The 17054-nt window shown below is 47.1% G+C and carries 16 protein-coding genes and 1 riboswitch; all 16 genes read left to right on the top strand.

The features are described from left to right. The first annotated feature begins 102 nt into the window (after window positions 1-102). Window positions 103-1275, top strand: coding sequence for an aminotransferase class I/II-fold pyridoxal phosphate-dependent enzyme (locus GF409_02110; GenBank protein MBD3426009.1), 1173 nt, complete (start codon window positions 103-105; stop codon window positions 1273-1275). Window positions 1276-1312: 37 nt separating this feature from the next. Further along, window positions 1313-2575 (top strand): homoaconitate hydratase family protein, encoded by a 1263-nt coding sequence (locus tag GF409_02105; GenBank protein MBD3426008.1) that lies wholly within the window; start codon window positions 1313-1315, stop codon window positions 2573-2575. A 17-nt stretch (window positions 2576-2592) separates the two neighbouring features. Then, a complete protein-coding gene (locus GF409_02100; protein MBD3426007.1) occupies window positions 2593-3093 on the top strand; it encodes a 3-isopropylmalate dehydratase in 501 nt (166 codons plus the stop codon). Window positions 3094-3108: 15 nt separating this feature from the next. Beyond that, a complete protein-coding gene (gene lipB / locus GF409_02095) occupies window positions 3109-3768 on the top strand; it encodes a lipoyl(octanoyl) transferase LipB (protein ID MBD3426006.1) in 660 nt (219 codons plus the stop codon). After that, window positions 3759-3995 carry a hypothetical protein gene (locus tag GF409_02090; GenBank protein ID MBD3426005.1) on the top strand — a complete coding sequence of 79 codons (237 nt, stop codon included), beginning with the start codon at window positions 3759-3761 and terminating at the stop codon, window positions 3993-3995. Before lipB ends, GF409_02090 begins: the two co-directional genes overlap by 10 nt. A gap of 32 nt (window positions 3996-4027) precedes the next feature. Continuing rightward, a complete protein-coding gene (locus GF409_02085) occupies window positions 4028-5143 on the top strand; it encodes a glycosyltransferase (protein ID MBD3426004.1) in 1116 nt (371 codons plus the stop codon). 2 nt (window positions 5144-5145) lie between these two features. Further along, a complete protein-coding gene (locus GF409_02080; GenBank protein ID MBD3426003.1) occupies window positions 5146-5997 on the top strand; it encodes a hypothetical protein in 852 nt (283 codons plus the stop codon). Next, window positions 5991-6710, top strand: a complete 720-nt coding sequence (locus GF409_02075) for a glycosyltransferase (GenBank protein MBD3426002.1) — start codon at window positions 5991-5993, stop codon at window positions 6708-6710. Before GF409_02080 ends, GF409_02075 begins: the two co-directional genes overlap by 7 nt. After that, complete coding sequence (locus GF409_02070) at window positions 6673-7320, top strand: protein-L-isoaspartate(D-aspartate) O-methyltransferase (GenBank protein ID MBD3426001.1); 648 nt, start codon at window positions 6673-6675, stop codon at window positions 7318-7320. The genes GF409_02075 and GF409_02070 overlap by 38 nt, the downstream gene beginning before the upstream one ends. Next, a complete protein-coding gene (locus GF409_02065) occupies window positions 7241-8185 on the top strand; it encodes a DUF368 domain-containing protein (protein MBD3426000.1) in 945 nt (314 codons plus the stop codon). Before GF409_02070 ends, GF409_02065 begins: the two co-directional genes overlap by 80 nt. Before the next feature lie 57 nt (window positions 8186-8242). After that, a complete protein-coding gene (locus GF409_02060) occupies window positions 8243-8752 on the top strand; it encodes a hypothetical protein (protein MBD3425999.1) in 510 nt (169 codons plus the stop codon). Beyond that, a riboswitch (cobalamin riboswitch) is annotated at window positions 8753-8936 on the top strand. Window positions 8937-9044: 108 nt separating this feature from the next. Beyond that, window positions 9045-11069, top strand: a complete 2025-nt coding sequence (locus GF409_02055) for a TonB-dependent receptor (protein MBD3425998.1) — start codon at window positions 9045-9047, stop codon at window positions 11067-11069. A 101-nt stretch (window positions 11070-11170) separates the two neighbouring features. Then, the gene (locus GF409_02050; protein MBD3425997.1) at window positions 11171-11782 is read left to right on the top strand and encodes a hypothetical protein; all 612 of its coding nucleotides are present in this window, start codon (window positions 11171-11173) and stop codon (window positions 11780-11782) included. Between the two features lie 106 nt (window positions 11783-11888). Further along, on the top strand, window positions 11889-12335 hold the full coding sequence (locus tag GF409_02045) for a MarR family transcriptional regulator (protein ID MBD3425996.1): 447 nt from the start codon (window positions 11889-11891) through the stop codon (window positions 12333-12335). Then, a complete protein-coding gene (locus tag GF409_02040) occupies window positions 12332-13825 on the top strand; it encodes a hypothetical protein (protein ID MBD3425995.1) in 1494 nt (497 codons plus the stop codon). Before GF409_02045 ends, GF409_02040 begins: the two co-directional genes overlap by 4 nt. Then, window positions 13822-16962 carry an AcrB/AcrD/AcrF family protein gene (locus GF409_02035; protein ID MBD3425994.1) on the top strand — a complete coding sequence of 1047 codons (3141 nt, stop codon included), beginning with the start codon at window positions 13822-13824 and terminating at the stop codon, window positions 16960-16962. Before GF409_02040 ends, GF409_02035 begins: the two co-directional genes overlap by 4 nt. Window positions 16963-17054 lie beyond the last annotated feature (92 nt).

Here is a 17054-nt window from a genome sequence, read left to right as displayed (position 1 = left end):
AGGCGTTAATACCGCTTGTAATATTCATAATATTATGATATTTTATCTTAACCAGTTAATAGGACTAGTTTATTATTCTTAATATTATATAGGGAGGTTTACATGTTTTTTTCAGAAAAAGTGAGCAAAGTACAACCTTCAGCGACTTTAAGCATAACTTCTAAAGCCAAAGCCATGAAGGCCGAAGGTGAAGATGTAATTATACTTGCAGCCGGCGAACCGGACTTTGATACGCCGGATATCATCAAAAAAGCCGCCATTGAGGCCATAAAACAGGGTAGGACAAAATATACGCCAGCGAGCGGGACAAAGAGCCTGAAAGAAGCGATATGCCGTAAGTTGAATAAGGATAATGGTTTAAAATACGAATCCGGACAGATAGTTGTATCGAATGGCGCCAAGCATTCTCTTTATAATGCGCTCCAGGTTTTATGTAATCCGAATGATGAGGTTTTGATCATAAGCCCTTATTGGGTCAGTTATCCTGAGATGGTCAAACTTGCCGGTGCGGTGCCAGTAACGGTCAAAACCAGACAGAAGAACGGTTTCAAGGTATCTGCCGATGATATTGCGGAAGCTGTCACGGAAAAGACAAAAGCCTTGATAATTAACAGCCCCTCGAACCCGGCCGGGGTGGTATATGACAGAGATGAGATTGAAAAGATCGCTGATGTATGTGTATCCAATGATCTGGCAATAATCAGTGATGAGATCTATGAAAAGATCATATTCGACGGAAAAACACATTTTTCCATAGCATCCTTATCAGAACAGGTCAAGGACAGGACGGTTCTTGTCAACGGTGTTTCCAAGAGCTGTTCAATGACCGGATGGAGGATAGGATACATGGCTGCCAGCAAAGATCTGGTCAATATGGTGTCTACCTTGCAGAGCCATGCCACATCTAATCCGTGCTCTATTAGTCAGGCTGCCGCTGAATGCGCTCTCACCGAGGACCTCGATTCCGAGATGGAGAAGAATAGGCAGACTTTTCAGGACCGCCGGGATGTTCTTGTGAAAAGACTTACGGAGAACCCCAGGCTGAAACCATTTGTGCCAGAAGGGGCTTTTTATCTTTTTTGTGATGTATCCGAGTGTGGTTTAGATTCACTGGAATTCGCTAAAAGGCTTCTCAAGGAGAAAAAGGTCGCGGTCATACCGGGCGGTCCGTTCGGTGAAGACGGATCAATAAGGATAAGCTTTGCCACGGATATGGATACGATCAATAAAGGCGTCGACAGGATAAGCGAGTGGGTTGACGGATTGGCGGCGTGAACGCCTGTTTTCAGGCGCAAATCCAGGAGATATAGATATGAGACAGACCATAGCTGAGAAAATATTATCCGAACATTCCGGGAAAAGGGCAAGGGCCGGGGATATAGTTATAGCCAATGTCGATTTCTGTTTCGGTCAGGACGGAACAAGCGGCATGATCATCGACAGTTTCCGTAAACTCGGAGTGGATGATATTTTTGATAAAGAACGCTATTGCATGGTTATCGATCATTCAGCACCGAGTCCGAATATCGGAGTTTCCGCGATACATGACAAGATCAGGGGGTTCGGTCAAGAACACAGTGTAAAGGTCTTTGATATCGGATGCGGAGTCTGTCACCAGCTCGTACCCGAAGCCGGTTACGTAACATGCGGGGACCTTGTTCTTGGCGCCGATTCACACACATGCACTTATGGTGCGTTGAACATCCTTTCCACAGGTGTGGGATCAACGGACCTTGCTATAGCTCTGGCCAGCGGCAAGAACTGGTTCAAGGTGCCCGAGACGATAAAATTCGTTCTTGCAGGCGAACTGCCCAAAGGAGTATATTCGAAAGATGTTATTTTACATCTTATAGGTGATGTCGGGGCCGATGGCGCGACCTACAAAGCTGTCGAGTTCTATGGAGAAGTCGTTGACGCGCTTAGTATTGACGCGCGTTTGACCATATCCAATATGGCTGTTGAAATGGGCGCTAAATGCGGGCTTATGAGGGCGGACAGAAAGACTTTGGATTGGGCGAAGAAACATTCCAAAAGAGAACCGAGGCCCGTTGAAGCAGACGATGATGCACGGTATGCTGACGTAAAAGAGTATGACCTTTCACAATTGGTTCCACAAGTTGCAAAACCCCATACGGTGGATAACGTCTGCGGTATCGATGAAGTTCTCGGCACTCCGGTGGATGAAGTGAACATCGGAACCTGCACGAACGGACGGCTTGAGGACCTTGAAATAGCCGCAAAGATCCTAAAGGGTAAAAAGGTGGCTCAGGGACTTAAGGTACTGATAACCCCGGCATCCCGCAAGATCTATTTGGATGCACTTAAAAGAGGGTATATCGAGATATTCATAAATGCCGGTGCCGTTGTGAATAACCCCGGATGCGGTGTATGCGTGGGCACCCATCAGGGTGTACTTGCTGACGGTGAAAAAGCCTTCTCGACAGCTAATCGGAATTTTAAGGGTCGCATGGGTAATCCCAACGCGGAGATCTATCTGGGCAGTCCCGCAACCGCCGCAGCAACGGCCATAGAAGGGAAAATCTCTGACCCGCGTGAACATAAAAGACGTTTATAATTTACGGGGAGGGCGAAGTGGCGCATGCGCACAGATTAAAGATACAGGATGATATTAATACAGATTATATAATTTCAGGCAGGTACAAGTTCAAGATACAGGATGAGAAAGAGCTTGCCAAGCATATTTTTGAAGACCTTGAAGAGGACTTTCATAAAAAGATCAAGTCGGGAGATTTTCTGGTTGCCGGTGAAAACTTTGGGTGCGGCTCTTCACGGGAACAGGCACCTGTTGCGCTGAAGGCGAGCGGATTGCGCGCAATTATCGCGAAGAGTTTTGCCAGGATATTCTACAGGAACGCGTTCAACGTAGGATTGTGCCTGGTCGAATGCGAGACCAATTACATAGACGACATGGACGAGCTTGAGCTTGATCTGGATAAGAATATCCTTAAAAATCTGACCAAGGGCGTGAATATAGAGATAAACCCCGTGCCGAAGGTCATGCGTAAACTTCTCGAAATGGGCGGCGTTGTGGAATATTTCAAAAAACACGGCAGTTTTGATGAAATGATCTGATGATACAATCAAGCCATGAGAATCATTGATCCTGGATTGATAGGGTACGAAGAATCGGTAAAGCTGCAGGAAGCTCTTTTACATAAGCGCATCAAGGGTGACATCGGAGATACTCTCATTATGCTTGAACATGGACCGGTAGTTACTCTGGGGCGTATTGATTCAGGCGAAGGACTGGTTGACCGTCGTTTTTTCAGTGATAGGCGCATTCCGGTTCTTTCCACCTCCAGAGGTGGCAATATCACCATACACATGCCCGGGCAGCTTGTTCTGTATCCGGTCATTGATCTGAGCGATAAAAAGAAGGATGTCTCGTTTTATATCGATTTTCTTGAGAAGACCGTTTCCCGTGCTTTGAACCGATTCGGGGTCCCCGCTGAAAGGACCCCCGAGAGGCGAGGTGTCTGGGTAAGCGGGCGCAAGATAGCTTTTACCGGCATTGGCGTTAAAAGATGGGTCACTTACCATGGTTCTTCTGTAAATATAAATAACGATTTGGAACCCTTCAGGCATATATACCCATGTGGCGAGCAGGATATACAAGTAACCAGTGCTAAAGAGTTCTTGGGGCAAAAGCTGGACATGGACGAGGTGAAGAGAGTCTTTCGTGAGGAATTCCGAACTAGTATGGAACGAGAATACGGTAAAGGAAATATGCAGTTACAATGGAATTGACGCTTTCTGGGATTTCACAGGACGCAAAAGAGGCGACTATAACTATATGGCATAATCGGCAGGGGGACAATGTGTCCAGAGGAGAGGACCTTCTGGAAGTTGTCACTGACAAGGCGACTTTCGATGTGCCATGTCCCTGTAATGGTGTGCTGGGCAGCATAAAAAGGCGAGCTGGCGAAACGGTCAGAACGGATGAAGTTGTCGCAGTGATACTTGAGCAGGAATAAAAGAGTTTCTGGATCGATAAAAAGATCTGGCCATGAATAAAAGGATAATAATCTTTTATATATCGGAATATTCGGGTCACTTCCATGCCGCCTGTGCGATAGAGAGTGGTCTGCGGGAGACGAAAAAGGACCTGAATATAGAAAAGGTCAACGCCCTTGATTATACCAATCCAATTCTCGGCAAGATCATCAACAAAGCCTACCTTGAGATCATCAAGAAGAAACCAGAACTCTGGGGATCTATATATGATAGTCCTGAGGTGGTCAAAAAGACCAAGAAAGCCCGGGAAGCCCTTCATAAATACAATATGTCCAAGATACGAAGGCTTATTGAAAAGCATTCACCCGAAGCGGTATTTTGCACTCAGGCCATGCCTTGCGGCATGGTAGCTGATTATAAACGTTCCTGTGGCAAGGACGTCAAGCTTATAGGCGTTTTGACGGATCATGCGCCTCATTCCTTCTGGATTTATGATGAAGTGGATGTTTACGCGGTGCCTTCAGACGGGACGCGTGATGCTCTTGCGGAAAAAGGCGTTCCCCGGGAGAAAATAGTAATAACCGGGATCCCGGTAGACCCGAAATTCTGCGCAATCCATGATCCTTCAGAGATCCGCGCTAAATACGGTCTTGAAAAAGACCTCCCTACGGTGCTGATAATGGGGGGCTCCCAGGGACTGGGTGAAATGGAACTTATTGTCAAGTCGCTTCTCAAGGATGAAAGCCATGATTATCAGCTTATCATCGTTGCCGGTTCCAATAAGAGGCTATATTCACGTTTGAAGCGCTTAGGTCAGGAAGAGAACGATAAGAATATGTGCGTGCTATCCTTTGATAAGAATATTGAGGAATTAATGGAGGTCTCGCAGATAATCGTAAGTAAGGCGGGCGGGATGACGAGCGCTGAAGCTATGGTAAAACATCTGCCCATGTTAATCGTTAATCCGATACCTGGACATGAGCGGATGAATACTAATTATCTTACATCCAGCGGCGCCGCGGTCGAGGTAAAAGACCTTGCCAGGGTACCCAATAAAATAAATGAACTGTTCGATTCAAAGGGCGCTCTGCAAAGGATGAGGAAAAAAGCTGAAAAACTTTCAAGGCCTGAAAGCGCCTTGGAGATCGCAAAACTGGCATTGAGGTAAATATGCTTTATTCGCTTTATATCCTGGGTTTTTCTCTGGCGAACATGCTGCCGTTAAAAGCGGGCTACGCTATCGCCGTATTTGCCGCGAGGGTCTACTGGTTCTTTGCCCGGAGGGATCAGGTGGAGATCAAGGAGAACCTCAGGGTGGTTCTTGGGGAGGATGTAAGCGAAAAGGAGCTGGATAGACATGTGCGCGCGATATTCAAGAACTTTGGCAAGTATCTTGTTGACTTTTTCAAGTTCACCAAGTTCACCGAGGAGTACATCGACAAACATATTACCGTGAACGGAAAAGAAAATCTTGATAGGGCCCTTGAACACGGTAAAGGTGTCATAGCCACTACCGTTCACTTGGGCAACTGGGAACTTGGAGCAGCGGTGGTAGGAGGGCTCAATTACCCCATAAATGCTATCGTACTTGAGCATACCAATAAACATATAAACGAATTCTTTAACAGGCAGAGGGCGATAAATAATATGAAGCCGATACCTTTGGGCCTCAGCATGAAAGAGTGTTTCAGAGCGCTGAAACGCAACGAAGTGCTTGCGATCGCGGGAGATAAGGATTATACTTCCGGTGGTATATACGTGGACTTTTTCGGTAAGAAGGCGTTAATACCCAAGGGACCGGCAGCCTTTTCCGTAAAAACAGGAGCTCCGGTGGTGGTAACCATGCTTACCAGAGAGAGCGATGATTCTTTTGTGCTGACCTTCGAAGAGCCAATAATCTACGAACCAAGCGGTGATTATGAGCGGGATGTCAGAAAACTGATGGGAATCTATCTGGAGAAGTTCGAAAAATATATACGAAAATATCCAAACCAGTGGTACGTGTTCAGGAAGATATGGTAGCGACAACAGATAATACTATAGTAGTAATACCCTCTTTCAACGAGGCGCGCACGATAGGGAGTATAGTGCGCCATATCGTGGGTATGGGGCTCACTGTGCTTGTGATAGACGACGGTTCCGTTGATAACACGGAGCGGGCCGCCCTGGATAACGGTGCGATTGTTATCCGTCATCGGAGGAATCTGGGCAAGGGATTTTCTGTAAGGGAAGGCATCAGACATGTTCTCAAGAAGACGAATTTCGAATGGATGATAATGATGGACGGTGATGGGCAGCACCATCCTGAAGATATACCGGCGCTTATGGAGAGGACCCGCTCCGAGGAAGTTGAAATTGTCATAGGTAACCGCATGCTCCAGACTAAGACAATGCCCTCAGCCAGGTTCTGGACCAACAAGTTCATGTCTTGGGTCATTTCGGGTATATGCAAGCAGCAGATACCCGATACACAATGTGGATTCCGGCTTATCAAAACCAAAGTGCTTGAAATGCTCAAGCTCACTTCCCAGAAATATGACATAGAATCCGAGATGTTGATGCAGGCTGCCCATCACGGGATGAATATAGCGTCTGTTAAGATACAGACCATTTACGGGGAAGAGATCTCCGAGATACATCCGGTAAGGGACACCATAAGATTCTTTAAGCTCATCTTCACGCATCATATGAGTCCTAATGGATTACGGTATTCAAAGAAAAAGAATGGTAGATGAACAGCTTCTGCCCCGGGGGATCAAAGACCCCAGAGTGATCGAAGCTTTTTTGAAGGTGCCCAGAGAAGCCTTTGTTCCCAGACCGTATAATATTGCTTCTTACGCGGACCGGCCATTGCCCATAGGGGAAGGGCAGACCATTTCACAGCCTTATATCGTAGCTCTTATGACCGAATGTCTTGGTCTTTCGGGTGGCGAAAAGGTGCTTGAAGTTGGGACCGGCAGTGGTTATCAGGCGGCTATCCTTGCTGAAATATGTGCGGAGGTTTATACCGTAGAACGACAGGAACGTCTTTTAAAGCGTACTCGCAAGTTGCTGGACAGGCAGGGATACAGGAACATTCATTTCATGTGCGGGGATGGCACGCTCGGATGGGATGAAGGCGCCCCTTATGACGGGATAATAGTAACCGCAGCCGCACCGCAGGTTCCCGAGAGATTGAAAGACCAACTTGCGGAGGAGGGAAGGCTCGTCATACCGGTAGGTGAACAGTACAGCCAGGTTCTGTCCGTCGTGACCAGACGCGGCAATGATTTTGCGCGGGAAAATGTCTGTGGTTGTGTTTTTGTGCCGCTTATCGGCGAGGATGGATGGCATCTGGCCGAATAGAAAAGAAAGGTTCTTGATGAAGAAAAGCATAAGCGAGACTTTGGTGCTCCTTTTAAAGGGCGGAGGAATAGGAATTGCGAACATAATACCGGGAGTTTCTGGCGGCACAATAGCCGTGGTCCTGGGAATTTACGACCGGCTTATTGAGGCGATATCCAAGTTCTTTGAAAGGCCTGAAAAACGGGGGGAATATGTTCTTCTGCTTTTCAGGGTATTCTTCGGTGCTGTTGTCGCGGTGGGTCTGCTGGCCAAAGTGATGGATGTATTGCTCAAGGAATATTTCCACGAGACCATGTTCCTGTTTATGGGTCTCATACTGGGAGGTATTCCTTCAGTGGTGCGTTCTCACGGGGACATGAAGATAAGGACATCAAGAATACTCGCTTTTATTGTAGGCATGATACTTGTCCTGGGCATCTCTCTTATCGGGGAAGCCAAAGGACAAGGACAGGTTATGTCCCTTAGTAATATTGAAGGAGTCGGTCCATATTTAATGCTTTTGATCGGAGGGTTCTTCGCTGGCGGGGCCATGATAGTGCCCGGGGTGAGCGGTTCATTCATTCTGGTTCTTTTAGGCCAATATGCTGTGGTTATAGCGGCGATCAAAGATTTTGCCCTGAAACCGATAGGCGCTGTTTCCCTCGGGGCTATAGCGGGCATAATCATTTTCTCCAGGATCATCGAATTCTGCCTGGAAAGGATACCTTCCAAGACATATTATTTCATTCTGGGGCTTATTTTCGCCTCTTTTTACAAGATATTCCCGGGTAAACCCGACGAGGCAATATCGATATTTTACTGTTCTGTTGTTTTTATCGGCGGTACCGCTTTGTCCTATTTTGTGTCCAGGTTGAACGCCGACTAGATTTTCCTTGAAACAATGATTTTAATGAAGTAATATATTTTTCAAAAAGGGAGGATCATGGTAGCTTATATACTTATATTGTTGGGTTTTCTTCTCAGGATGCTTCCCCATATGCCTAATATGGCACCTGTAGCCGCAATAGCCCTTTTTGCGGGTGCTTACCTGGATAAAAGGGTGGTTCCGTGGGTTCCCCTCGCCATAATGATGGTGAGCGACCTAATCTTAGGACTGCATGGAGTTTTCCTGTATACCTGGGGTTCGTTCATTCTCATAGGCTTTATCGGCATGTGGTTGAAGAAGCGCAGAACCCCCGCCAACATACTGGGGACGACAATATTTTCAGCATTTTTGTTCTTCCTGATCACTAATTTCGGAGTATGGCTGGCATGGTATCCCCATACCTTGGAAGGATTGGCCAGCTGCTACGTCAAGGCTATACCATTTTTCAGGAACACCATGATCTCAAATGCTGCTTTTGGGCTGTTGCTTTTCGGTTCCTATGAAATGGCAAGGAAGCTGGTAGATAATACCAGATTCAGTCGTGTTCTTTTAGCTGGTGCTGAGTAGAGCGCTTGCAAACATGCGGGTAATCGCAAGGTTTTAAAAGGGAAGTCCGTGAGAGTCGGACACGGTCCCGCCGCTGTTACCGGAGACGAAAGTTCCAGAAAGGCCACTGCCATGGAGGCGGGAAGGCCGGAACAAGTAGGTTGACACGGGAGTCAGAAGACCTGCCTGCATGATAACATATCCTAAGAAAGCCCGAGGAGGCTTTTGGGTTCATATTGAAGGGTTATAAATGCGGTTAACCCCGGTGTTCGTAAGGACGCCGGGGTTTTTTGTTTTACGGAAAGGAAATTAAATGAACAAAGTGGCATTGATTCTATGCGCGGCCATTGTGCTTTTGAGCGCATCCTTAGATGATTCCGTGTGCGCGCAGCAGGATGATCAGGATTTTATCAGGCTGGACCCCATATTCGTGACTCCCATGAGGTCCCGTGAACTGGAGAGCAGAACGCCGGCCAGCGTTTCGGTGATCACCAGAAAAAAGATCGAAAACTCCAACGCGCAGTCCACGATCGGATTGCTCAGGAACGAGACGGGGATATTCGTTAAGGACTGGATAGGAAACGGTACGAGCGCCCAGGTCGATATCCGTGGTTTCGGTGAGCAGGCCCAGATGAATGTTGCCGTTCTTGTTGACGGAAGGCGTGTTAATGAAGTGGACCTCAGCGGGGTGGACTGGACGCAGATACCGATAGACCAGATAGAGAGGATCGAAATCATCCGCGGAGGTGCAGGGGCTGTTCTTTACGGTGATAACGCTACAAGCGGCGTCATCAATATCATAACTAAAAGCGGAAGAGGAGAGCCGTACGTCAACTACACACAGAGATACGGCAGTTATGACATGAACGAAGAGAAAATAGAACTTGGCGGTTCGGTGGAGAACCTGAGTTTTATTCTCAGGGGAGGGCGGAAGGCTATACATGGATACCGTAATAACAGTTATTTTAACAACTGGGATTTTTTCTCAAAACTGATCTATGATATTGATCCTGAGTTTGCCTTGAGGGTAAGCCAGTCCTGGCACAGATCAGAATACGGTCTGCCTGGAGCGATATCAGCCACCGACCTGGAGGCTCATGACCGTACGTTTTCCTCATTTGGAGATGATTACGTCAAGAATACCGACTGGAATTTTTCGGGGGGGTTCGACAAGACCTTCGGGAGCTGGGGTTCCGCCTCATGTGACTTTTTTTACAGGCGAAGGTACGTTTACTCCAATTACATAGGCGCGAATGCAGGATGGAATCCCATAAGGCGTGCTACCATAGACACTTACGGCATCACACCCAAATACGTGATGGATAGGGACTTTTTCGGGTTCGCCAATAAGCTGGTCACCGGACTTGATTATTACAGGGAGGAGAACGATTCCGATGTATATACGGCGGCCGATCTTATCCAGAGCATTACCGCTGTGAAAAAGAACACGATCGCCTGGTACGGACAGGATTCTTTTTCCGTATTCCCGGAACTTACAGTAGTTGGTGGATTCAGGTATGAGCACGCGGGGTATGATCTCGATTATCAGGACCTAACGGGGTGGAACCCCACTATAGATACTCATAAGAAAAAGATAGCTAGAATGTACAATCTTGGAATCATTTACGAATACATGGGTAATTCTGAGATTTTCTGCACGCATAATACCAGTTTCCGTTTTCCTGCGACCGATGAATACATAGTCTGGGGGGCACTGAATCCGAATCTCAAGGAACAGATATCAAGGAATTACGAGGTCGGGATTAGGCAGGCTATTGGGGAAAAGGCCAGAGTGGAGATAACAGGTTACTGGATGAACCTGAAGAACGAGATCTTCTACAATCCTCTGGGGGGGATATTCGGCACGGGCGCCAACGAGAATTACGGAAAGACACGTCACCAGGGCCTGGAAGTGTCCGCAAAAGCGGAAGTCTTTGAAAATATCGAACTATTCGGCAATTATACTTTTACGAACGCAAAGTTCGTTGATGATACATACGATGATAAATACATACCCATGGTCCCTAGCAATAAAGGTTCTGCAGGTATCAGGGTATATTTTCTAGAATATTTTACATTTAACTTTGTGGCTCTTTTCGTGGGGGAGAGACACTGTATAAACGACCAGCAGAATATATATGAACCCCTAAAACCATATGCGACTTTTGATTTAAACTTTTTTTATGAGAATGATCAGATCAGGCTCGGCGCGGGCATAAATAATCTGTTCAATGAGAAGTTTTATCATTACAGCGTGCGTAACGCTAATAATGGCAGGATCAATTATTATCCCGCTGAAGGGATAAACTTGTTCCTGGAAGGCACTCTGAAATTCTAGGATTAAGGAACGGACCCATCTTCTTAGCTATAAGTTGAAAACCGCTGTTGGAAATATTATAATAGAGCGATCATTGCAACTGTATCTCAGCAACACCTTATATGAAAATGTTCATGGACCCCGCATTCAGACTAGCGCTTACTTTGTCGGTTATCGCGCATTTAGCGGTGATATCGCCGTCGTATTTACTGCAGACCACCGACCGTGAAGACGCCGAAGCCGATATGGTGGAACTGGATTATATCATCATCAACGACCCCCGCGTCGCGCTGGAAGAAGAAATCTATGCTACTGCTTCATGTGATAATAAAGAACAGGAAAACGAAAAGACCGGGGACTCAACAAGCAAAGGGTTAGCACTTGATTCAAAAGAATCGATTCAAAGCTCTTTGCAGGAGGAAACAGCCCCGCAGGAACATCAAAACGAAAAGGAAAAGGCGTATCTTGATTATTTCAACGTTCTCAGAGAAAAGATTCGATCATGCATCCATTCATATGCCCCGGGGGACGAAAAGGGAACGGTGGAAGTCGTTTTCACTGTCTCCAGTAATGGCGCTCTCCAGAAGATAGATCAAATCCATACCGTTCTGCCCAGAGATACCGAGAGGGGTGTTATTAAGGCTATTCGAAGATCTCAGCCGTTTCCAGCGTTTCCCGAACAGCTGGGGGAAAACCCTTTGACGTTCGCACTTACCATTAAATTTACTTCCTAAAAAGTTGACAGATCAGGCGATCCGGGTTATACTTTAATTAAGGAATATTTTAGCAATTAAACTATTCGCAAAATAAATATTTTGCTTATTAAAAAGGGGGGTCCGCATGGCAACTGGTAAACAAGAAGATTTCGCTGTAGAAATGAGCAGGATGCTGCCGACCTTGATGAGAGCCGTGACCGGAAGGATGGAGGCATGTCTTACCGATGCGAACCTTGCCGTCTCACACATAGTTGTCTTGGACATGCTCCGGGAAAAGGGCCCGTGCTCTATGAGCGAACTCGCGCAGGCGCTTAATCTCTCCATGGGGGCCGCCACGGCGATAATAGATAAGATGATACAGATGGAACTTGTGGAGAGAGCGCGTTCCAGCGAGGACAGGAGGGTTGTCAATGTGACCATGCGCCAAAAGGGAAGTAAAATCTCCGAAGAGGTCAATAAGATGCGGGTAGAGGCCACCAAGGAACTTTATTCGGTTCTCAACGAATCAGAAAGAAACGATTACCTGAGAATGATACGCAAGATATACAACAATATAACCAAAGAGCGATGAAAAGAATATCCTTTAATCTGATCATTTTGCTGATAATGATGAGCCTGGGAGCGGGCACGGTTCTGGCGGTTCAGCAGCCGGAGGATGAAAAGTCTCCCGTTGAAATCACGAGTATCGTGCTTTCACTTGAGGACTGCATCAGACTCACTCTACAGAACAGTTATGAGGTAAAACTGGCCAAGCTGGATCTTTATGTGGCTGAGACAGACCTATTATTCTCGGAGGCGGTTTTTGACACGTTCTTTTTCGGTAACGTAAGTTATACCGAGGATAAAAGACAGGAGCTTTCGGTCTTTGCTCCCGATGATGACCAGACGAATATATATTCTTTTGGCGCCAGCAAGAAGCTTCCCACAGGTACCACCATAACGGTCAATTGGAGTGATACCCGGACCTGGTCTGATACCGTCTTCGTGTCCAAGAACCCGGCACATGACACGGAGATCTCTCTTGAAGCGAGACAGCCCGTTGGAGAGAATTCCTTCGGGTTCATTGACCGGAACACTGTTACGTTGACAAAACTTGCTATTGAGAATGCTGACCTGCAGACAAAAGACCGCATAGAAAATCATCTGGCGAATACCATAAAAGCGTACATCGATCTAATGTCGGCTGAGAAAACTCTCAGTATCTTCCAGGATATTTTGGATAAGGCGATTGAGCTCTACGATGTCGAAGAGAGGAATTTTAACATAGGCCTGAAGGAAAAGGTGGATCTTTATGCGGTCGAGGCCAATGTTGCCAACCGGCAGGCCGAGGTGATAATCGCTGAGAATAATTATAAACGGGCACAAGAGATACTTAAACTGTTGATGAACGTCCAGGAGAAGGCTCGGGTTGAACCGGCGCAGCAACTCAGTACCTATCCAATCGACAGGGATCTTAAGCAATGCCTGGAAGAGGCTTTCCGGAAAAGGCGTGATTATATGATAAAAAAGCGCGATGTCGATATAAGGGGGCTCGATCTGAGGATGAAGGGCAACCAGCTATGGCCTGAGATCGATCTGCTCCTGAGTATGAAGATGAACGGTATCAATAGGGATTTCAATACGGCCGCGGGCAAGGCTACTGCCTCTGACCACGCCGAGTATTTTGCCGGGGTCGAGTTCAATATTCCGATAGAGAATTCTGAAGCTAGAAGTCAGTATGACCGGGCTTCCTTGAAAAAACAGAAGGCCCTGGTCAGCCTCAAACAGGTAGAAAGAAAGATAATCACCGACGTTGTCAACGCGTATAATGACACGAGATCTTACGGAAGAAGCCTGGAATTCACCGGCAAGGCGGTTCGGTTACAGTCGCAGAAACTGGAAGAAGAAGAGAAACGGTTCCGTTACGGACGCTCCATGACCAAGATACTTATAGATTATCAGCGGGACCTTCTGCGCGCCGAACTGGAGAACGTGGGGTTCATCAAGGACCATCGGAAAGCCAAGGTTGATCTTTTCAGGTCAATGAACGTGCTGCTAGAGGGGTATGAGGATCATATATGAGCATTCCAAGGTTTAGCGTAAATAACTCACTTTTCGTGAATCTGGTATCGGTTATCATCATAATAATCGGTCTGATAGTCGTGCTGGGTATGAACAGGGAGATATTCCCTAATGTTTCATTTGATCTGGTCACGATAACAACAGTGTTCCCTGGGGCTACACCAGAGGATGTTGAAAAACTCATAACTGTTCCCGTTGAAAAAGAGCTTAGGGAAGTGGACGGTATTAAGGAGATAAATTCGACGTCTGCTTCGAGCACATCTCTTGTCCTTGTCAAGATCGACCCAGATGAACCTAATAAACAGAAGGTCGTAAGGGATATTCAGACGGCGGTCGATAAAGTGAAAGACCTGCCCAGGGAGATAGATGACGAGCCTCAGGTCGTGGAAGTCACTAGTAAACAGTACCCAATAGTAGAGGTGTCTCTCTCCGGAGAGATGTCCGAACAGAAACTCCAGGAATACGCGGACGCTCTTGAGGATGACCTGGAGTACATAGATGGAGTCGCCCGCATACAGAAAAGCGGATACCGGGACCGTGAAGTCCAGGTCAGGGTAGACCCCGAAAAGATGGAGGAATATTATGTTTCAATGGACGAGATCGAAACCGCTCTGGCCGGACGTAATGTAAGCTTGCCCGCGGGCAAGATCGATACTGAGACCACCGAGTATAGCGTGAGGACGACCGGTGAATTCCAGACCGCGGAAGAGGTCGCGAACGTTATCATAAGGGCCAATGATTCGGGTAACTGGCTTAAGATAAAAGATGTAGCCGACGTGGTCGATACCTTCAAGGAAGAAGACGTAATAAATAAGACCCTGGGTACCAGATCTATAAATCTTGTAGTATTGAAAAAGGAGTCGGGCGATGCTATTTCCATCGTTGACAGGATCAAGAACTTTAGCAATAAGTTCCTTGAGCGTGTCAAGGGGCCTTTGAAGGTCTCTTACGTCAATGATTATTCGTTCTTTGCAAGGCGCCGCCTAAATGTCCTGAGGAACAATGCCTGGTGGGGTATCATTATCGTTATAGCGATTATGCTGGTGTTCCTCCAGAAAAGGGTGGCTTTCTTCACGGTTCTGGGCATACCTATCTCTTTCTTCGCGACCTTTATCGTTATGGACATGTTAGGTATTACGATAAACCTGATAAGCATGTTCGGGTTGATCGTGGTCCTCGGCATGCTGGTCGATGACGGCATAATCGTCGCTGAGAACGTGTACCGGTACATGGAAGAGGGTGTCAAGCCCCAGGAAGCCGCCATAAAAGGTGCTGAGGAGGTCATGGGAGCCATAACGGCGGCGGTGTTTACCACCATCGCGGCTTTTTCTCCGCTGCTTTTCATGTCGGGGATAATCGGAAAGTTCATATGGAACATCCCGGCGGTCGTAATCACCGCACTGCTGGCGTCGCTCGGGGAGGCCCTCATAATCCTTCCCAGTCACATGGCGGATTTCGTGAAGATAAACACCGATAAAGCTGGAAAACCCAGACTAAAAAAAGAGATGCCGTGGTTCAAGAATCTGGTCTGTTCATACACGAACCTGGTCGCTTCCGCCATGAGGAACAAATACAAGGTTCTTATCGGGTTGCTGCTGGCGCTGGGCCTGTGTTTCTTTCTGGCCACTAACGTTATGAAATTCATACTTTTTCCCAGCGCGGGCATAAATTACTTCTTCATAAGGGGTGAAGCACCGATCGGTACACCCCTTGAAAAGACAGAAGAGCTCATGAAGCCGATCGAGAAAATTGTATCCCGCCTTCCGGGTGAAGAACTGGATACGTATGTAACTACCATAGGGAAGATCGAGGAGGACCGGCAGGATCCTTTCGCGGGACAGGGCAGTAACTACGCTCAGATAACGGTATATCTTGTGCCGGAGCAGGACCGAAAACGCGGAGTCGAACAGATCATAGACGAGGTGCGCCGTAAGACAAGGGATATAAAGGGGTTCGAGGACCTCCGTTTCGATATGCCAGAGGCCGGGCCTCCTGTAGGCAAGCCTGTCGAGGCTCGTATAAGAGGTGAGGATTTTGAGGTGCTGGACAAGATCGCGCACGAATACATGGACTACCTTAATACGATAGACGGCGTCACGGACGTAACTTGGGACCACAAGCCAGGCAAGGAAGAGATACGCGTTAAGGTCGATCATCAGAAAGCCACGATGGCCGGACTTTCCATACAGCAGGTTGCCAAGACCATCAGGGGTGTATTCCAGGGAAATATCGCTACTAAGATAAAACCGGTAAAGGCTGAGGAGGAGACGGATGTCACAGTCATGTTCGATGAAGATGAGAAGTTCGATATGGAGATTTTCGACGCAGTCCTTATTAGGAACAGGTTCGGGAACCTTATACCGCTGAAAAAGATCGCCACGATAAAAAAGGTCCCGGGAACCACCACCATAAAACATCTTGACGGTAAAAGGGTCGTTACCGCTTCCTGTAACGTGGATAACGATAAGATCACATCTTTGGAAGTAAACCGCATGCTGATGGAGAAATTCAGCGATATTGACGAAAGGTACATAGGCTATAACGTAAAATACGGCGGTGAGCAGGAGGAGACCATAGAATCGCTTAAGGATCTCGCCAAAGCGTTCTTTTTCGCCTTTTTGGTGATATATCTCATACTTGCTTCATTCTTTAAATCGCTTATTCAGCCCGCCGTGGTTATGATGGCAATACCTTTCGGCCTTATCGGAGTCGTGGTCGCTTTTCTTTTGCATGGGCAGGCTTTCTCCTTCATGGCCATTTTGGGAGTGGTGGGCCTCAACGGCATAGTAGTGAACGATTCCATAGTGCTTGTTGACTTTATCAATAAACTTCGGAGAAGCGGCGTGAGCAGGAATGAGTCCATCATAAAAGCCGGTCAGATGAGATTGAGACCCGTCATCCTGACGACCGTTACTACTGCTGGAGGACTTTCCACGGTGGCATATGGGATCGGAGGCAAGGACCCGTTCCTTGTTCCTATGGCCCTGTCGCTCTGCTGGGGGCTGGTTTTCGCGACAGTATTGACCCTCATTGTGATCCCCTGTATTTATTCTATTATAGATGATCTGGCGATAAGGATAGCTCACCAGACCAGCATGATAGAGACACACAATCTTGAATGCGATCAGAAAAGTTGATCCGGCGATCTGTTGCTAACTGCCTGATGCGGGTGTATAATACAACAGGAAAGATAACCCCGGGAGGTTCATCATCAGATATTTTATAGCTT

This window comes from Candidatus Omnitrophota bacterium, from assembly GCA_014728045.1.
Taxonomy (GTDB): Bacteria; Omnitrophota; Gorgyraeia; order Tantalellales; family Tantalellaceae; genus WJMH01.
This window is presented reverse-complemented; position numbering and strand designations above follow the sequence as displayed.

Excerpts from the sequence above, each read along its gene's own strand:
- GF409_02090 (MBD3426005.1), top strand. The coding sequence starts at position 3,759 with ATGGAATTGACGCTTTCTGGGATTTCACAGGACGCAAAAGAGGCGACT.
- GF409_02035 (MBD3425994.1), top strand. The coding sequence starts at position 13,822 with ATGAGCATTCCAAGGTTTAGCGTAAATAACTCACTTTTCGTGAATCTG.
- GF409_02080 (MBD3426003.1), top strand. The coding sequence starts at position 5,146 with ATGCTTTATTCGCTTTATATCCTGGGTTTTTCTCTGGCGAACATGCTG.
- GF409_02070 (MBD3426001.1), top strand. The coding sequence starts at position 6,673 with ATGGATTACGGTATTCAAAGAAAAAGAATGGTAGATGAACAGCTTCTG.
- lipB (MBD3426006.1), top strand. The coding sequence starts at position 3,109 with ATGAGAATCATTGATCCTGGATTGATAGGGTACGAAGAATCGGTAAAG.
- GF409_02075 (MBD3426002.1), top strand. The coding sequence starts at position 5,991 with ATGGTAGCGACAACAGATAATACTATAGTAGTAATACCCTCTTTCAAC.
- GF409_02105 (MBD3426008.1), top strand. The coding sequence starts at position 1,313 with ATGAGACAGACCATAGCTGAGAAAATATTATCCGAACATTCCGGGAAA.
- GF409_02110 (MBD3426009.1), top strand. The coding sequence starts at position 103 with ATGTTTTTTTCAGAAAAAGTGAGCAAAGTACAACCTTCAGCGACTTTA.
- GF409_02085 (MBD3426004.1), top strand. The coding sequence starts at position 4,028 with ATGAATAAAAGGATAATAATCTTTTATATATCGGAATATTCGGGTCAC.
- GF409_02050 (MBD3425997.1), top strand. The coding sequence starts at position 11,171 with ATGAAAATGTTCATGGACCCCGCATTCAGACTAGCGCTTACTTTGTCG.
- GF409_02060 (MBD3425999.1), top strand. The coding sequence starts at position 8,243 with ATGGTAGCTTATATACTTATATTGTTGGGTTTTCTTCTCAGGATGCTT.
- GF409_02040 (MBD3425995.1), top strand. The coding sequence starts at position 12,332 with ATGAAAAGAATATCCTTTAATCTGATCATTTTGCTGATAATGATGAGC.
- GF409_02065 (MBD3426000.1), top strand. The coding sequence starts at position 7,241 with ATGATTTTGCGCGGGAAAATGTCTGTGGTTGTGTTTTTGTGCCGCTTA.
- GF409_02055 (MBD3425998.1), top strand. The coding sequence starts at position 9,045 with ATGAACAAAGTGGCATTGATTCTATGCGCGGCCATTGTGCTTTTGAGC.
- GF409_02045 (MBD3425996.1), top strand. The coding sequence starts at position 11,889 with ATGGCAACTGGTAAACAAGAAGATTTCGCTGTAGAAATGAGCAGGATG.